At 42.8% G+C, this 18,086-nt stretch carries 15 protein-coding genes; 12 read left to right on the top strand and 3 right to left on the bottom strand.

What is annotated here, in order from left to right; genetic code table 11:
- Positions 1–50 precede the first annotated feature (50 nt).
- The 5 genes from rbfA (at position 51) to nlpI (ending at position 5,467) form a co-directional block, all read left to right on the top strand.
- Complete coding sequence (rbfA, locus tag P4S58_RS02035; protein WP_042484387.1) at positions 51–446, top strand: 30S ribosome-binding factor RbfA; 396 nt, start codon at positions 51–53, stop codon at positions 444–446.
- On the top strand, positions 446–1,390 hold the full coding sequence (gene truB, locus P4S58_RS02040) for a tRNA pseudouridine(55) synthase TruB (RefSeq protein ID WP_102968096.1): 945 nt from the start codon (positions 446–448) through the stop codon (positions 1,388–1,390). Before rbfA ends, truB begins: the two co-directional genes overlap by 1 nt.
- Positions 1,391–1,554: 164 nt before the next feature.
- Positions 1,555–1,824, top strand: a complete 270-nt coding sequence (rpsO, locus tag P4S58_RS02045; RefSeq protein WP_042484382.1) for a 30S ribosomal protein S15 — start codon at positions 1,555–1,557, stop codon at positions 1,822–1,824.
- A gap of 469 nt (positions 1,825–2,293) precedes the next feature.
- Positions 2,294–4,426, top strand: a complete 2,133-nt coding sequence (pnp, locus tag P4S58_RS02050; RefSeq protein WP_102968097.1) for a polyribonucleotide nucleotidyltransferase — start codon at positions 2,294–2,296, stop codon at positions 4,424–4,426.
- A gap of 117 nt (positions 4,427–4,543) precedes the next feature.
- Positions 4,544–5,467 (top strand): lipoprotein NlpI, encoded by a 924-nt coding sequence (gene nlpI / locus P4S58_RS02055; RefSeq protein WP_042484376.1) that lies wholly within the window; start codon positions 4,544–4,546, stop codon positions 5,465–5,467.
- 71 nt (positions 5,468–5,538) lie between these two features.
- On the opposite strand, the gene P4S58_RS02060 is transcribed toward nlpI, so the two are convergent.
- Positions 5,539–7,887, bottom strand: a complete 2,349-nt coding sequence (locus tag P4S58_RS02060) for a PilZ domain-containing protein (protein ID WP_102968098.1) — start codon at positions 7,885–7,887, stop codon at positions 5,539–5,541.
- 128 nt (positions 7,888–8,015) lie between these two features.
- On the opposite strand from P4S58_RS02060, the gene radA reads away from it, so the two are divergent.
- Entirely contained in the window at positions 8,016–9,395 is a 1,380-nt protein-coding gene (gene radA, locus P4S58_RS02065) for a DNA repair protein RadA (protein ID WP_042484372.1), read from the top strand.
- A gap of 195 nt (positions 9,396–9,590) precedes the next feature.
- Entirely contained in the window at positions 9,591–11,678 is a 2,088-nt protein-coding gene (fusA, locus tag P4S58_RS02070) for an elongation factor G (protein ID WP_102963254.1), read from the top strand.
- Between the two features lie 205 nt (positions 11,679–11,883).
- Here fusA and P4S58_RS02075 read toward each other — a convergent pair whose 3' ends face one another.
- Positions 11,884–13,569 (bottom strand): AMP-binding protein, encoded by a 1,686-nt coding sequence (locus tag P4S58_RS02075; protein ID WP_102968099.1) that lies wholly within the window; start codon positions 13,567–13,569, stop codon positions 11,884–11,886.
- A 109-nt stretch (positions 13,570–13,678) separates the two neighbouring features.
- On the bottom strand, positions 13,679–14,425 hold the full coding sequence (locus P4S58_RS02080) for a helix-turn-helix transcriptional regulator (RefSeq protein ID WP_102963256.1): 747 nt from the start codon (positions 14,423–14,425) through the stop codon (positions 13,679–13,681).
- 514 nt (positions 14,426–14,939) lie between these two features.
- On the opposite strand from P4S58_RS02080, the gene P4S58_RS02085 reads away from it, so the two are divergent.
- The 5 genes from P4S58_RS02085 to cpaB all read left to right on the top strand — a co-directional run bounded on the left by P4S58_RS02085 (position 14,940) and on the right by cpaB (position 18,083).
- Positions 14,940–15,143: a Flp family type IVb pilin gene (locus P4S58_RS02085; protein ID WP_237292414.1), complete on the top strand. Its 204-nt coding sequence runs from the start codon at positions 14,940–14,942 to the stop codon at positions 15,141–15,143.
- A gap of 105 nt (positions 15,144–15,248) precedes the next feature.
- Positions 15,249–15,416: a Flp family type IVb pilin gene (locus P4S58_RS02090; RefSeq protein ID WP_102966231.1), complete on the top strand. Its 168-nt coding sequence runs from the start codon at positions 15,249–15,251 to the stop codon at positions 15,414–15,416.
- Positions 15,417–15,420: 4 nt separating this feature from the next.
- Positions 15,421–15,939, top strand: coding sequence for a prepilin peptidase (locus tag P4S58_RS02095; protein ID WP_180980410.1), 519 nt, complete (start codon positions 15,421–15,423; stop codon positions 15,937–15,939).
- A gap of 33 nt (positions 15,940–15,972) precedes the next feature.
- Positions 15,973–17,340, top strand: a complete 1,368-nt coding sequence (locus P4S58_RS02100; protein ID WP_102968104.1) for an ATP-binding protein — start codon at positions 15,973–15,975, stop codon at positions 17,338–17,340.
- Positions 17,337–18,083 (top strand): Flp pilus assembly protein CpaB, encoded by a 747-nt coding sequence (cpaB, locus tag P4S58_RS02105; protein WP_102954134.1) that lies wholly within the window; start codon positions 17,337–17,339, stop codon positions 18,081–18,083. The genes P4S58_RS02100 and cpaB overlap by 4 nt, the downstream gene beginning before the upstream one ends.
- Positions 18,084–18,086: the final 3 nt, after the last annotated feature.

Genomic DNA, 18,086 nt, shown 5'->3' on the forward strand with positions numbered 1-18,086 from the left:
GGGGGAGTGGGATTACCATTCCCCCATTCTTTCTATTTAGTGAGAAAATTATGCCAAAAGAATTTAGCCGCACTCAGCGTGTGGCTCAGCAACTACAAAAAGAACTAGCGATGATCCTTCAGCGCGAAGTTCGTGATTCTCGATTAGGAATGGTGACCATTTCTGATGTAGAAGTTTCTCGTGACCTTGCTTACGCTAAAGTGTTCGTCACTTTCTTATGTGTAGGCGAGCAAACACCAGAATCATGTTTAAAAGCATTACGTGAGCATGAAGCTCATATTCGTATGATGCTTGGTAAACGTATTCGCTTACGTCTAACACCTGAAATTCGTTTCCACTATGACAGTACCTTAGTAGAAGGTATGCGTATGTCGAACCTTGTTTCTGAAGTAGTCAGTACCGATAAGCGTAAGCAAAAAGATGCGGGTCGCGAGGACGAAGAGTAATGGCTCGTCGTCGTAAAGGGCGTCCGATAAATGGTGTGGTGCTGATTGATAAACCAACCGGCATCTCATCAAATGATACCCTGCAAAAAGTTAAGCGCCTTTTCTTCGCAGAAAAGGCAGGACATACCGGTGCGCTAGATCCTCTAGCAACGGGTATGCTTCCGATCTGCTTGGGTGAAGCAACTAAGTTTTCTCAGTTTCTGCTCGATTCCGATAAACGTTATCGCGTGATCGCAAAATTGGGTGAGCGTACTGACACATCAGATTCAGATGGTGAAGTAGTTGAAACTCGTGAAGTGAACGTAGACCGCGAAACTCTGATCCGTTGTATCGAAAAATTCAGGGGTGAAACTGACCAAGTACCTTCAATGTTTTCAGCATTGAAATACCAAGGTCGTCCTCTGTATGAATATGCTCGTCAAGGTATCGAAGTTCCTCGTGAATCTCGCAAAATCACCGTTTACGATATTGTTCTGCATCGTTTTGAAAACGATGAAGTTGAGATGGAAGTACACTGCTCAAAAGGTACCTACATCCGCACTATCGTTGATGATTTAGGTGAAATGCTAGGCTGTGGCGCGCACGTCACTATGTTGCGTCGTACTGGTGTTGCTAAATATCCATATGAAAATATGGTGACACTAGAGCAGCTTAACGAGCTTGTTGAACAGGCTCATCGTGAAGAGCGTTCACCTTATGATGCTCTTGATGCTTTGTTGTTACCAATGGATACCGCAGTACAAGATTTGCCTGAAGTAAATCTGGTTGTTGAGCTGGTTGATATGGTTCAGCATGGTCAAGCGGTTCAAGTCTTTGGTGCTCCAACAGACGGTATAGTTCGCATGACGGGTGGTGAAGACAAGCTATTCCTAGGCGTTGCTGAAATCGATAACGATGGGAAAGTAGCGCCGAAGCGTTTAGTGGTTTATCCACCGCGTACTTGAAGCTGAAAGGTCAATGACTGATTTATAGCGCAAAGTTACAGATTCTATTCCGTGAAATAGCGCTTGTGTGATTACAGGATATTCCCTATAATCCGCCCCTCACGTGTCGGCTGAATCAGAGATTGGCTGACACAAATATAAACTTAACTCTTTAGGAGAGAATTATGTCTCTGAATGCAGAAACTAAAGCAGCAATCGTAGCAGAATATGCACGTGCTGAAGGCGACACTGGTTCACCAGAAGTTCAAGTAGCTCTACTTACAGCTTCTATCAACCACCTTCAAGGTCACTTCAAAGAACACAAAGGCGATCACCACAGCCGTCGTGGTCTTCTACGTATGGTTTCTAGCCGTCGTAAACTTCTAGATTACCTAAAAGGTAAAGATCTAGATCGTTACCACGACCTAATCAAACGCCTAGGCCTACGTCGTTAATTCGCGTCTGCCAAGCAGGTTTGAAGAAAAAGGGGCTTTTTAGCCCCTTTTTTGTGTCTGCAATTTGAGAGTGTGACACTCAGTTACTTAACAGTGTCATTTTTGAATTCCGCCACCAAATATCCAGAATCTAATATAATCGCGCGCTGCAGCTAGATTTCAGCCTACGTTTTAATGGTATATAAGGCATCTGGAATACCGGAAAAAGCACACCAATTATCTCCTGAAATTAGCATCTTGAAGCAAGCGGGTATATACTACGCACGGCGAAATCCTCTGTAAGGATTTCCAATCAATACTCACTACATTACAGTCAACCACGTCGACCAAACGGTCGCGGCTATTCAAAGCGTGTTTTGCGGACGTTTCTTGCAATAAAGAACTGAGCACGTTTTTACTAGTCGCGATTCGTAATGTGTGAGATTCATTTAATAAATCTGAGCATCTGCTCAGAGCAAGGAATATTTACATGTTCGAAAAACCAGTTGTTAAAACGTTTCAGTACGGCAACCACACTGTAACGCTAGAAACAGGTGTTATTGCACGTCAAGCGACAGCAGCAGTTATGGTTACTATGGATGACACCGCAGTATTTGTATCTGTTGTTGGTAAAAAAGAAGCGGTAGAAGGTCAAGACTTCTTCCCTCTAACAGTAAACTACCAAGAGCGTACGTACGCTGCAGGTAAAATCCCAGGTGGCTTCTTCAAGCGTGAAGGACGTCCTTCTGAAGGCGAAACACTGACTGCTCGTCTAATCGACCGTCCTATTCGTCCTCTATTCCCAGATGCATTCAAGAACGAAGTTCAAGTTATCGCTACTGTTGTTTCAGTTAACCCTGATGTACAACCAGATATCGTAACTATGATTGGTACTTCAGCAGCGCTTGCTATTTCTGGTATTCCATTCAATGGACCTATCGGTGCAGCTCGTGTCGGTCACATTGATGGTCAATTAGTACTTAACCCAAGCAACACTGAGCTTGCTGCGTCTAAGCTTGACCTTGTTGTTGCTGGTACTTCATCAGCAGTATTGATGGTTGAATCAGAAGCAGACAACCTAACTGAAGAAGAGATGCTTTCTGCTGTTGTATTTGGTCACGACCAACAACAAACAGTTATCAATGCTATCAACGCATTTGCAGCAGAAGTTGCAACTCCAGCATGGTCTTGGGAAGCTCCAGCAGAAAACACAGAGCTTAAAGCGAAAATCGCTGAGCTAGCTGAGACTAAACTTGTTGAAGCTTACCAAATCACTGAAAAAATGGCGCGTTATGACCGTATCCACGAAATCAGTGCTGAAGTGAATGAAAAGTTACTTGCTGAAGATGAAGAGCTGAACCTAAAAGAAGTTCACACTATTTTCCACGATCTAGAAAAAACAGTTGTACGTCGTAGCATCATCGCGGGCAACCCACGTATTGATGGTCGTGAGAAAGACATGGTTCGTGCACTTGATGTACGTACTGGTGTTCTTCCACGTACTCACGGTTCTGCGCTATTCACTCGTGGTGAAACTCAGGCGCTAGTAACGGCAACTCTAGGTACTCAACGTGATGCGCAAATCATTGATGAGCTAACTGGTGAGAAGAAAGATTACTTCCTACTACACTACAACTTCCCTCCATACTGTGTAGGTGAAACTGGTTTTGTAGGTTCTCCTAAGCGTCGCGAAATCGGCCACGGCAAACTTGCTAAGCGCGGTATTGCTGCTGTAATGCCTTCTCCAGAAGAGTTCCCGTACACAGTACGTGTTGTTTCAGAAATCACTGAATCAAACGGTTCTTCTTCAATGGCATCTGTGTGTGGTACTTCACTGGCTCTTATGGACGCAGGTGTTCCAATCAAGTCTTCTGTTGCGGGTATCGCAATGGGTCTTGTTAAAGAAGGCGATGATTTCGTTGTTCTTTCAGACATCCTTGGCGACGAAGACCACCTAGGTGATATGGACTTTAAAGTAGCAGGTACTAACACTGGTATCACTGCTCTTCAAATGGACATCAAGATCGAAGGTATCACTAAAGAGATCATGCAAATTGCACTTAACCAAGCGCAAGGTGCACGTAAGCACATCCTATCTGTGATGGATGAAGCTATCTCTGGTGCTCGTGACGATATTTCACAATTCGCTCCACGTATCCACACAATGAAGATTAGCTCAGATAAGATCAAAGATGTTATCGGTAAAGGCGGCGCAGTTATCCGTCAGCTAACTGAAGAAACGGGTACAACGATCGAAATCGAAGATGACGGCACAATCAAGATTGCAGCAACTTCTGGTGAGCAAGCGCAAGAAGCGATTCGTCGTATTGAGCAAATCACTGCTGAAGTTGAAGTTGGTAAGATCTATACAGGTAAAGTTGCACGTCTCGCTGATTTCGGTGCATTCGTAACCGTTCTTCCTGGTAAAGATGGTCTTGTACACATTTCTCAAATCGCTGACCAGCGTGTAGAGAAAGTATCTGATTTCTTAACTGAAGGCCAAGAAGTTCAAGTTAAAGTACTTGAAATCGACCGCCAAGGCCGTGTTCGTCTGAGCATGAAAGAAGCAGTAGAAAAGCCAGTTGAAGCAGCTGCAACTGATTCTGCTCCAGAAGCGGAATAAGTTTACGCAAAAGATGGAATGCGAACTGTTTTCGCATTTTATCTAGAAAGCGTGTTATAAAGGGAGCGTGATTCGCTCCCTTTTTCATGCGTTTGGGGTATACAGGAGTATCTATTAGTGAAATGGTTCAAAACCGCAGCGGCCAGTGTAGCGTTAATGCTATTAGCTGGATGTGCGAACAATTCATCAGAATCGGATCAATCCTTACCTTGGGTTTATCCACCAATGGCTATTCCTTTACAGGCTAGTGTGCAGCAGGAAGTTCAAATAGCGCGTTTGACTCAGCTATTACAGCGCTCTGATTTAACCGACGAAGTTCGAGCAAAAATGCTTTTTGAACGTGGCAACGCTTATGACAGTGTCGGCTTACGTGATTTAGCTCGTTTAGATTTCACCCAATCGTTAGCGTTAAACCCCGCACAATCAGATATCTTTAATCTGTTAGGTGTTTATTACACTGAAACTGGTGAGTTCGATGCAGCTTACGAGTCTTTTGATTCAACATTAGAGCTTGATCCGAACAATGAATATGCAATGCGTAACCGAGCGGTTGCGCTTTATTACGGTGAGCGCCCACAGCTTGCATTCGATGAAGCGGACAAACATTATCAAATGGATCCTAACGATCCGTTTCGAGCTCTTTGGCGCTACATCATTAAAATGGATCTCGATCCAAATACTGCAAAAGCCGAGCTAAGCCAACAGTTCAAATCTCACAATGAAGAGTGGGGATGGTTGTTGGTTGCTATGATGTTGGACGAAATATCTGAAGAGCAACTATTCAAAGCGATATTAGCGAGTACGCGTGACAACAATGTATTAGCGCAGCGTTTAACAGAAGCCTATTTCTACCTAGGTAAGCGTTATCACATGCAAGGTGATTATGCTCATGCTGTGTCACTTTATAAGTTGGCTATCTCGTTCAATGTGTATGAGTACGTAGAACATCGTTACTCGTTTATTGAGTTGGGGCGAATCTACAAAGATGTGCGCGAAGCTCAGCTAGCGAAAGAGAAAGCTGAGCTTACGGCTAACGAGTAATCTAAATTAAATGAGAATAAAAAATCCAGTGTACTAGCACTGGATTTTTTATTTGCGTAACAAGAAAAGCTTTAGCTCGTTAATTCCAACCGGATAAGAACTTCTTCAGTAATATCGATAATCTCACCATATCCAACAATTGCACCGATTTCTTTCTCTAAGTTTTTGGCTTGATGGAGGCTGATTTGTGCCAGCTCATCAATATCTCGTCTCAACAGTACTGTGAATGGATCAAACACTGGAGCCCCGCAAAGTCTTAGAATGAAAATCTCGCCCATCAATTGTGCTTTTTGAATGAACTTAATGCGTTCTTTTGTATTGGCAAAATCTGATAACAATCGAGTCTCAACAGACTGGATGCGTGAGCCAAATTTGATTGCAGCAATATAGACTTCATTGTGTTGAGCTTCAGCACCATCAATTCGCTTCATTGGTGTCGCCAGTAAGGTGTTGGTGTGACCTTTAAAGATTGGCTCAAGAGATATCTGACCTTCTTGCCCCAATTTGGCCAGCAAAGCCAAGTGAGGTGGAAGAGGGTAATTTACACCAATCACTCTAGGCTTCAGGCTAGGACCGCTCTTCTCGACAAAAATAGGTGCGCTAACAATCTTATCCAACAAAATATTGTGTAAGCCTTCAAGTAACTGTGGGCTAGGCAGAACTTCTTCTTTTGCTTTTAACTTGTCTTGATTGCTTTCGATGATGCTATTGAAAAAAGCGATGGTTTTCATCGTTTGCGCATTTTCATCGATCACAAGATGCAGCCGCTGTCCTTCAGGACTTATTCTAATTACCCGATACGGAACATTATTGAGAGGTAAATTTTTGTCGTACAGCTTCAACTCGAGATAATCGATGTGGATCATGTCCCCCGCTTTCAATTGTAAAGGGGTATTCACAATCACATTCAGTCCGCGTTTGGAAAGATCGACAGTAGCACCTTCTCCAAGAACTTGGTCATTGAAAATGACATTCACAGGGGTTTTCAGTGTGTAGCGAGGCTCTTTACGGCGTGAGCGGGCGTCAAAATAGATACCTGTAGGAGAGCCAATAACCTTACGGGGATGACGAAATGGGTTGAGATCACTGGTTGGCAACTGAGGTTTGTCGACTAGTAAATAGTCCTTCGCCGAGCTGAAATCACTGATTTCTTGTAATACACCGCAGTGAGTGAGTTTTTGCGACTGGTTCGCAAGTTCACTGGAATGATTAGCCAGTTCTTCTCTCTCCGCCTGAGAAAGCTCAAATACCGATAAACGGAAAGCTTTCCAACTCTCTTTACGTGCGCCGACATGCCAGAACAGTTTACGTTGGTCGCTGGTGGCTTCGGGCATCATCATCGAAAAGAAGAACGTCTTATCTTGATGCTCGTGTTTAAAAGCATAAAGGACATTATTACTGCCGCTTACACCTGGTTTGGTGAGCATGTCCATACGAGTCTGATTGAACAGACTACTTAAAGATTGTTGGTTTCGCTCGTCGTGCCAGTATTGCCAAAGCTGATGATTGTGTTCGGTGAGCAGTGCCAATTTCAGTTCGCTGCCACTGAAAAATACAGGCAAGTTACAGGTATGTTTTAAATAGCTGTGTTCGTAACCACGAGTCCGAGCGCGGATAATTTTATCTTGGTTGTCGTGACGGGCTTTCTGGCTGTTATTTTTTAGCGATTCTTCAATCACCTTTTCAATAATTAGGCTCTCTGACAGTTTCAAAGCACGCAAATACTTTATCGCGTCATTATCGTAAGATTCATCAACACCAAGAATACGATATTCAATCGGTTTGTTTAGCTCTTCCAGCTTGCTGCTTTTCGTGAGTTCGGTGAATTGAACCCAAATGGTATCGCCAAGTTTGTAGTTGAATGCTGAAGGAACTTTGAATTTGGCGCCAGATGCTGATAAATCGACACTCAAACCGTGAACCACTTGCTCATTACTTGGCAGATGGATTTTGACCTGAGTATTAATCTTTAAGCGATTTTCTAAGCGTTTAAGGTCATAACCCAATTTAATCGGTTCAACTTCAAAGCTACCATCTACAGTGACACTCTTACCTTTGTTCAATGTGCCTTGCTGATTCATAACGCGAAAGTTGTTGCGAGTATTAATTAAATTCTCCCAAACCCCTTCGGTGTAACCGCCAAACTTCTTAACACTCTTGTGATAGGTATTAAATGCGACATCATCCAGCCAATGTTTTTTGCCGTCTAACTCATATTCTCTGCATTCACCTTGAACTCGCCCGCGTAAATCAATGCTTTTGGAGCATGGAGCCATGACTCGATTCAATTCCATCTTCACCAGAAGTTTGACAGACGGCGGCTGTCCCCCTGTGAATTTATTCAGGAGTTGCTCAAAGTCGGCTGATTTATAAGCGGGAATTAGCCGTTCAGCGAGGGAGAGAATTTCAGATTGCTGCATAGTTTTCTGTTAGAGTAATGTCCACTTAATAAAATCGGCATTGATAATGATTTCTTTAGCAATATGTTGCATTGATTCAACATATTATTAAAGTCTCTATGTCACAACTTAGATGAATTTGAGGAAGCATGGTAAAAGCAAAACGCGCTTACGTATGTAACGATTGCGGCGCAGATTTTCCCCGTTGGCAAGGTCAGTGTAACGCTTGTGGCGCATGGAATACCATATCTGAAGTAAGGCTGGCTGCTTCACCACAGGTTGCGCGTAATGAGCGACTCAGTGGTTATGCGGGAAGTGCTACAGAATCACAGGTTCAAACACTTTCAGAAATCAATCTACAGGAAGTTCCTCGTTTTAGTAGTGGCTTTAAAGAACTGGACCGTGTACTTGGTGGTGGTGTGGTGCCTGGCGCTGCAATTTTAATCGGTGGTAACCCTGGTGCTGGTAAATCTACACTTTTGTTACAAACCATGTGTTTGCTCTCACCTCAAATGCCTACGCTTTATGTCACTGGCGAAGAATCACTTCAACAGGTCGCAATGCGTGCATCTCGACTGGGGTTGCCTAAAGAGCATCTGAAAATGCTCTCTGAAACCAACGTTGATAAAATTTGTCAGGTCGCTGAAAAAGAGCAGCCAAGAATTATGGTGATTGACTCGATTCAGGTGATGCATGTTGCTGATGTTCAGTCATCTCCCGGAACGGTGGCTCAGGTCCGAGAATCAGCAACAACGTTGACTCGCTATGCAAAACAAAACAATGTCGCGGTATTTATTGTTGGTCACGTTACAAAAGATGGATCTTTAGCTGGTCCGAAAGTACTGGAACACATTATTGACTGTTCAGTATTGCTTGATGGTGGTTCAGATACACGATTCCGAACTTTACGCAGTCATAAAAACCGCTTTGGTGCTGTCAATGAGCTTGGCGTATTTGCTATGACAGGCCAAGGGCTGCGCGAAGTAAGTAACCCATCTGCCATTTTCCTTTCTCGTGGAGAAGAAGAGACTTCAGGCAGTTCAGTGATGGTTGTATGGGAAGGTACACGTCCATTGCTTGTTGAAATACAGGCGCTGGTGGATTATTCGCAGTTGGCGAATCCAAGGCGAGTTGCAGTTGGGCTGGAGCAGAACCGTTTGTCACTATTGCTTGCAGTGTTGCACAAGCACGGTGGGCTGCAAATGGCTGACCAAGATGTGTTTGTCAATGTAGTAGGTGGCGTGAAAGTAACGGAAACCAGCGCTGACTTGGCATTATTGATGGCTCTTCTATCCAGTTTTCGTGACAAACCGCTACCGAAAGACGTTGTTATTTTCGGTGAAGTGGGGCTGGCCGGAGAAATTCGCCCGGTACCAAGCGGGCAAGAACGTTTGAATGAAGCGTTCAAACACGGCTTTAAAAGGGCCATTGTTCCTGCTGCAAATATGCCTAAAGGTGGTATTGCAGGAATGCAGATACATGGCGTTAAGAAGCTTTCAGAGGCAATTGAAGCATTTGATGAACTTTAGGTGTGTTATTCCCAAAGATGAAAGTCGAGAAAATATTTTTGATTTAGCTCGCGTCTTGGGATGGAATCGCCTATATTTCACGATCATTAGCTGTAGTTAAATATTTTTTAAGGGCAGCGGTTTGCGGGGGTATCAGTCTTGACAGATTGTGATATACTCTGCGCGCATTTTATATCCTATTAACAGAGTAAGACAATGGCAGATTTATCGAAATACAGAAACATTGGTATTTTCGCGCACGTTGACGCGGGTAAAACCACTACCACTGAGCGTATTCTTAAGCTTACTGGTAAAATCCATAAAACTGGTGAGGTTCACGATGGTGAATCTACTACAGACTTCATGGAGCAAGAAGCTGAGCGCGGTATTACTATCCAGTCAGCAGCTGTAACGTGTGAATGGAAAAATCACCGTCTAAACGTTATCGATACTCCTGGACACGTTGACTTTACAGTTGAAGTATACCGTTCACTTAAAGTTCTAGATGGCGGTATCGGTGTATTCTGTGGTTCTGGCGGTGTTGAACCTCAGTCAGAAACTAACTGGCGTTACGCTAACGAATCTGAAGTATCACGTATCATTTTCGTAAACAAACTAGACCGTATGGGTGCAGACTTCCTTAACGTTGTTGAGCAAGTTAAAAAAGTACTAGGTGCAAACCCACTAGTTATGACTCTACCAATCGGTCGTGAAGACGATTTCGTTGGTGTTGTTGACATCCTAAACCGCCAAGCATATGTGTGGGATGATTCTGGTTTACCAGAGAACTACGAAGTCAAAGAAGTTCCAGCAGACATGGTTGATGATGTAGAAACATACCGTGAAATGTTGATCGAAACTGCTGTTGAGCAAGATGACGAGCTAATGATGGCTTACATGGAAGGCGAAGAACCTTCTATCGAAGACATTAAGCGTTGTATCCGTAAAGGTACTCGTGACCTAGCGTTCTTCCCAACATTCTGTGGTTCTGCATTCAAAAACAAAGGTATGCAACTTGTTCTTGACGCAGTAGTAGATTACCTACCAGCGCCAACAGAAGTTGAGCCACAAGATCTAACTAACCCAGAAACTGGTGAACCAACTGGTGAGAAAGCGATCGTTGACGCTGAACTTCCACTTAAAGCTCTTGCGTTTAAGATCATGGATGACCGTTTCGGTGCTCTAACATTCGTACGTATTTACTCAGGTCGCATTAAGAAGGGTGACACCATTCTTAACTCTGCAACTGGTAAAACTGAGCGTATCGGCCGTATGGTTGAGATGCAAGCGAACGATCGTACAGAGATCACTGAAGCTCAAGCGGGTGACATCATCGCTATCGTAGGTATGAAGAACGTTCAAACTGGTCACACTCTATGTGATCCTAAGCACGAATGTACTCTAGAGCCAATGATTTTCCCTGTACCAGTAATCTCAATCGCTGTAGCACCTAAAGATAAAGGTTCTACTGAGAAAATGGGTATCGCGATCGGTAAAATGGTTGCAGAAGATCCATCTTTCCAAGTTGAAACTGACGAAGACTCAGGTGAAACCATCCTTAAAGGTATGGGCGAACTACACCTAGACATCAAAGTAGACATCCTTAAGCGTACTTACGGTGTTGAACTGACTGTTGGTGCTCCTCAAGTTGCTTACCGTGAAACAATCACTAAAGCGGTTGAAGATAGCTACACGCACAAGAAACAGTCTGGTGGTTCAGGTCAGTTCGGTAAGATCGACTACCGCATCAAACCAGGTGAGCCAAACTCTGGCTTCACGTTCAAATCAACAGTTGTTGGTGGTAACGTACCTAAAGAATTCTGGCCTGCAGTAGAAAAAGGCTTCGAAAGCATGATGGATCACGGTGTTCTTGCTGGCTTCCCTACGCTAGACGTTGAAGTTGAACTGTTCGACGGTGGCTTCCACGCAGTTGACTCATCTGCTATCGCATTTGAAATCGCAGCGAAAGGCGCATTCCGTCAATCTATGCCAAAAGCTGGCGCGCAACTTCTTGAGCCAATCATGAAAGTTGACGTGTTCACTCCAGAAGATCACGTTGGTGACGTAATCGGTGACCTTAACCGTCGTCGTGGTATGATCAAAGACCAACAAGCTGGCGCTACTGGCGTACGTATCAAAGCAGACGTTCCACTATCTGAAATGTTCGGCTACATCGGTACACTACGTACAATGACTTCTGGTCGTGGTCAGTTCTCTATGGAGTTCGCACACTACGCACCATGTCCTGCTAACGTAGCAGAAAAAGTTATCGCTGAAGTTAAAGAGCGTAACGCTAAGAAATAATGCCTAATTAACTAGTCATTAGTTAAATAAGTATTTTAAGCCCTATTCGTGAAAGCGAATGGGGCTTTTGTTTTATTGGTTATTCCAACACAAGTTTAAATCAAATGACGGAGAACAATTTATCTTAGGTGGAGTACGATGCTCTCTCCCAGATAAAGACGACTCATTCACTGGGAGAGAGGATGTTAGCTGTGGGTTAATTGACTTACTTTTCCCAGACGATCAATTGATCTTTAGGCCAGTTTTGTCCAATTTCATGATACTTTTTCTCTAAAACATGGCGCTTAATTTTTAACGTCGGCGTGAGAATACCATTGGCTATTGACCATGGTTCTTTGATCATCAAAACACCTTTAATTTGTTCGTGAGTCTCTACCTCAGAATTAATGCGTTTAATGATTTTCTCGGTCGTCCTTTCGTAACGCGAACGGTCAAAATTTGGAAATGCGTGAGGAACCACCAATAGTATTGGCGCTGGTAAGCCTAAACCAATCATGCACATCATTTCTACACGCGAATATTCAAACAGTTTCTTTTCAATCGGTACGGGTGCAACGAATTTGCCTTTTGCTGTTTTGAAGGTGTCTTTCTTACGTCCTTGAATACTCAGATAACCTTCATTATCTATCGAGCCGATATCACCCGTGTGTAGCCATCCTTCATTATCAAATGACTCTTTAGTTGCAATATCATTTTTGTAGTAACCAGAGAAAAGCCCTTTGCTGAGAACAAGAATTTCACCATCTTGAGCTATTTTTATTTTTACTCCAGGCCCTGCATTACCGACGGTACCAATTTTATCTGCGCGGAAAGGGTAGTTGATAGTGCTGTAGGCAAATGATTCTGTCATTCCCCATGCTTCGGTTATGTTTAATCCCACTTGGTGATACCAACTAAGCAAAGAAGGAGATACAGGTGCAGAACCACAGCCTAATATCCTTGCATTGTCTAACCCTAAACCATCGGCTATCTTGCGTTTGACTATTGAGTTTACAAACGGAATTTTCAGCAATAAGTTGAGCTTTCGCTGAGGAAGTTTATCTAGAATTCTTTGCTGGAACAGTGTCCATAAACGTGGCACCGAAATAAAGAAGGTTGGACGGTGCATTCTGACGTCTTCAATAAACGTATCAAGTGATTCAGGAAAGGCCGTTTGGACCCCACCCTGTATAGAGGTTCCGAAAATGTACACACGTTCGGTGATGTGTGCTAACGGTAGATAAGAGAACAAACGATCGTTGTCTTCGATCTGTATCAGATCTATTAATTGCTGGACAGACCAAGTAAAAGCTCCGTAGGTGAGCATAGCGCCTTTAGGCTGACCTGATGTTCCTGATGTATAGACCAATGACATCAGCTTATCATCGTGATGCTGAGCTCTTTCTGTGCTTGGTGGGTACTGTTTAATTAGCTCTTGATACTCGTATTGGCATTTTGGAGCAGAACTGTAAGGTAAAGCGATACTGACGATGTTCGGCGTTGCCTTCATAGCTTCAATAACCGCTTCATTATCATCCAGCTTACCGATGATTATGTGTTGGCTGCCGCTATGATTCAGGCAGTATTCGATTGTGTCAGAACCTGCGGTTGGAAAAATGGGAACGCTGATATAGTCACCGAGCATCATCGCCAAATCGCAAATAAACCACTCCGCACAGTTTTTAGAAACAAGCGCGACTTTATCGCCGGGCTTGGCTCCTAGGGCTCGCAATGCTGAAACCAAGCGCAAAGCCTTGTCTGCAACATCTGCATAAGTAAATTCGACGAATTTTCGGTTGATTATCTGTTTCAGATAAATGTCATTAGGTCGCTCTTCGGCCCATTTCAAAATCATTTCGTTTGGTGGTGGGAGAGAGCAGTAAGGTTGATGTGACTCATTTGGCAGAATCATGTTCGAACTCCATACAACAGCTTATTATTGTTATAAAAATGTTAATTCAACTTAACATTAGCACGGGTTTGTTGGTTCGAAAAAGATCAAAACGTGAAAATTTGTAAATTTAAGGAGCGTTGATTTGCCTAAACACTCCCGGACTGATACCTGTTTTCTTCTTAAAAATACGGGAAAAATACGATACATCATGATACCCGCACTGATAGGCAACAAAGGCGATTTTCGCATTTGGCTCTTCGAGTAGAAGTCGCTTTGCAAGTGTGATTCTCTTGCTACAAATGTAATCTCTGAAGCTTACCCCCACCATTCTTTTGAACAGCTTGGAAAAATAGGAGATTGAGTAGTGACAATAGCTTGCGACATCTTCTTCCCTAATTTCTTGAGTAAGGTTGAGATCAATATGTCGCAATATGTCTAACATCTCCTTACTCATTGTATGAGGATGTGGCGGAGTATGTTGTAACCTTGGATCCAAGGATCTTCGGCCAGAAGAAAAACTGAGATTTAGCTTTTCACTGATCAAACTCGCTGCGATATGAGGATCTTCTTTTGATATATCAATAATGCCAAAAATCGCTTCGTTTCTATTAATTGAGTTTAGAAAGTTCCCTTCATGAATAACGACCAAATACTTGTTGAGATTCGCACAAATCCTTAGCGCCGTGAGCAATAACTCTTGGCATTTATCTCTGTGCAGAAAAAACACTGCATAGTGGATGTTGGGTTCACTTAAAACAGAGACATCGTTACCGTGTTCAATCACGGTAAAAAAAGAGTTACATGCGTGTTGCGCTCTCAGGGGCAATTGATTCACAGGGCTTCCAAGCCAGTGAGCGACATGTTTTGTTGCCATAAGTGAGTTTTTATCCTTCCGTAGATAATCAACTAGGTTCTTAGCTTCTTTTTGTCAGAATAATGTCAGCATTGTCATTTTGTTGTCATGGTAATGTAAGCGTAGAGTTGTGACTGGAAAGTGCAAGTTGTCATCTAAAAGTTGTAGGTTTTACCTAGAGAAATGGCGTGTTGATGTAAGTATTAATAGTGATATTGCTTCATATTGTTGATGTAATTTTTTTCAATAATTTCAAGAATCAGAAAGTACAAGTATAAATAGTGTGGCTTGTAATCTAGGTAATATGCTCAGCTCTAACTGTTTGTCTCAACTTATTTGAAACTTGTTTTATAAAGGCTTTGCTATGAATTTAACACTTTGTAGTTAGTACAAATCCATCCTAAAGGTTGAGCTGTTTTTCCTATGATGACCGATTTTAAGTATAAAAAAGTGCCAAAAGAGAACAAAAAAGTCCTAACCGCAAACTTAAGAACTCTCTACATTAGAAATGAGCCATTTATTAAGGAGGCCTCTAATGAATAAGTTTATTGAACAAGCCAAAGCCTTTTGGCAAGACGAAGACGGTCTTAGTGCTGTTGAATATGTTGTTGCTGGTGCACTTGTTGTGGGTGTTTTAGTTGTTGGTTTTACTTCATTGGGAGGAAGACTAGACGAAGCTTTAGATGGATTAAATGCTGACTTAAATACAGGTGGATTAACTGATGCAACTGCAGATTAGCAGTTACATATTCATAACTCTGATTGTTAATGTATTTAAACTGATAAGTGGAAGTACTTTTGTAAGTGCTTCCTCTAACTTTATTAGAAAGCGCTAGGCTACGTAATGAAAAAGATACTATCTTTATGGCAAAGCGAATCAGGGTTAAGTGCGGTTGAGTACATTGTTGCTGGTTCGTTGTTAATCGCAGTATTAGTCGCGGGATTCGCAGTATTGGGTCCTGTTATTGATAACCGCTTTTTGTTTCTTCGTAATGCTTTGAATTGGGAATGAACTGGTGAACTGGATTGTGCTTTATCCGTCTATATTTACTTGGGTAATTCTTTTTATTATTGGTGTTTATGATGCCCGTGAACATCGCATTCCGAATTTTTGGGTTTTATTGCTATTAAGTGTGGCTATTGTCGTTTCGTTAGGTTCCCCTATCGATATCAGCGAGCGGTTATACGGCTTTGCCCTATTATTTATATTGATGTTGTTGCTTTACTTAGTTGGTGGTGTTGCTGCAGGCGATGTCAAATTAGCTGCTGTGATTGGATATATATTGGGTTGGGAGGAGTTGGCTAGCTACAGTTGGGCATTTGCTTTTAGTTGTTTGTTTATAGGTGTGATGTTCCAATTGATTAAACGTTTAACAACTGATGTGCAATACGGGTACTTAGGATATCAAGCCGTTTTAGTGAGTGTTAGTTTTAAAAGTATGAAGCCGATGCAAACCAATGCCACTTATATGCCTCTAGCTCCGGTAATGATTGTTGCTTTAGCTATAAACAGTTATTTCTCTCATTTTTCATAAAGCCTATCTTTTATAGAGACAAGGGAGTCTCAAATGGAATCAGAGGTCAATGAAGTTGTAAAGATCAAGCCAAGTGAAAAAGGAGTTTTAACTCCTCAGGCTGCCGCGCCTAAAGTTCCTACTACTTTTGATGAGCTTCATATTCCTCAAGCTGTTCTTGAGAATTTACTACTTAAACAGCTAGCGGCTTACCCTAAATCTGACATTTTGCAGCTCACTCGCTTGATGGCAATCAGCAGCCATATGATCGAAGAGTTGATTGCCGTCTTACGCAAAAAATCATTGGTTGAAGTATATCAAGCTGAATCCAATTCTTATCTTGCCCAATCTTCTGGTCATGTTCGCTATGGTCTATCTGAAACTGGAATGCAGGAAGCGGACAACGCTTTTGCGCGTGATGCCTATTTGGGGCCGGCTCCGGTTTCCTTACAAGACTACACTGCAATGGTTAAGGCTCAGGATGTACGTGCTAAATTGGTCACTCGTCCAGATGTAACTAGGGCAATGAGTGATGTGTTTGGCGCTGAAAGGATGATCTCGGTTTTAGGCCCTGCTATCAATTCTGGCCGTGCATTATTATTGTACGGTGATGCAGGTACTGGTAAAACCTATGTCGCTACTCGGCTACTAAATTCGCTAAATACCTCGGTCTATATTCCTTATGCGGTTTATGCGGCGGGAAATATCATCAAAGTTTTATCTCAGCAGCACCATAAACCAGTAGTGAGTAAAGATTCACAGTTGGTAAGCCTGACTTACAAAGACCAGTATGATGGTCGATGGGTGCTGTGTGAACGCCCTAGCATTCAAGTCGGTGGAGAACTGACCATGGGTATGCTGGAAGTCAATCATTCAGAGCACAATCGGGTTTGGATGGCACCTCTTCAGATGATGGCGAACAATGGAATATTGGTTATCGATGATTTAGGGCGTCAACCTATGCCTGTGGATACCATACTGAACCGTTGGATTGTGCCAATGGAGTATTTTTTTGACCACTTGTCCTTGCCTAACGGACAGCAAATCACCATCCCATTCATTCTTACTCTAGCGTTCTCTACTAACCTAGATCCTGAAAAAATCAGTGATCCTGCTTTTTTACGTCGATTGGGATACAAAATACAATTTCATCCGCTTGAGCGTTCTGAGTATCACGCTCTGTGGGAAAACATGGCGATTAGTAGAGCACTAACTGTTCAACCAGCATCTTTTGATAGTTTGTATGATCTGCACAGAATACATAGTGTGGGTTTTTATCCTTGTCTACCGAAAGACATTATAGGAATCAGTCGAGACATCATTGCATTTGAAGAAGCCACCTCTGTGATTACTCCTGAAATATTGAAACGAGCTTGGGAGGTTTACTTCACTGCTGATGGTAAAGGAGGAGGCGCTCGATGAGTCGCAATCAAATAATCCTGTTATTTTTACTTTCAATTATCTTCGGTTTGGGTGCAGTATTTTTTGCTAAGCAATGGATGGATAGGCAATCACAGCCTCAAACTGAAGTTGAAGTTGTTGAGCGAGAACCCGTTGTGGTGGCCGCCATTGAAGTGCCTGCAGGCACTATTCTTGACGAGCAACACTTTACCACCAAATTACTGGAAAAAGCGTGGCGTTCGGAAAATCAGTTTTCTGATGTTGCGGAGTTGGTTGGTATGGTTGCCGCAGACAACTTATACCCAGATGAAATTATTATTGCTCAACATGTGAATGCTCCAGGGCAAGGCGCAACGCTCGCAACACTCATTCCTGAAGATAAACGAGCTGTGACGATTCGAGTCAATGATGTTATCGGTGTAGCAGGATTTCTTCTTCCGGGAAATCGGGTTGATATTCTTAGCACTGTGAAATACGGACAAAACTCAGCATCTACAACCACCGTTTTGAAAGATATCAAAGTGTTGGCGGTAGACCAGACGGCCAGAACCAAAGAAAACAAACCGATTATTGTTCGTGCTGTAACTCTTGAAGTAACGCCTAAAGAAGCAGAAAAATTACTGAGTGCGAATACCAAAGGGGCTATACAATTGGCTCTGCGTAATCCACAAGCAATAGAACCGAAAGTTGTTCAACCGTATGTTGCTCCACGAGTGACAATCATTAAAGGAACGAATTCATCAAGTGTTCGGGTCAGGGAGTGAGGT

Origin of the sequence: Vibrio sp. Hal054 (assembly GCF_037162405.1) — a bacterium.
Classification (GTDB): Bacteria; Pseudomonadota; Gammaproteobacteria; order Enterobacterales; family Vibrionaceae; genus Vibrio; species Vibrio diazotrophicus.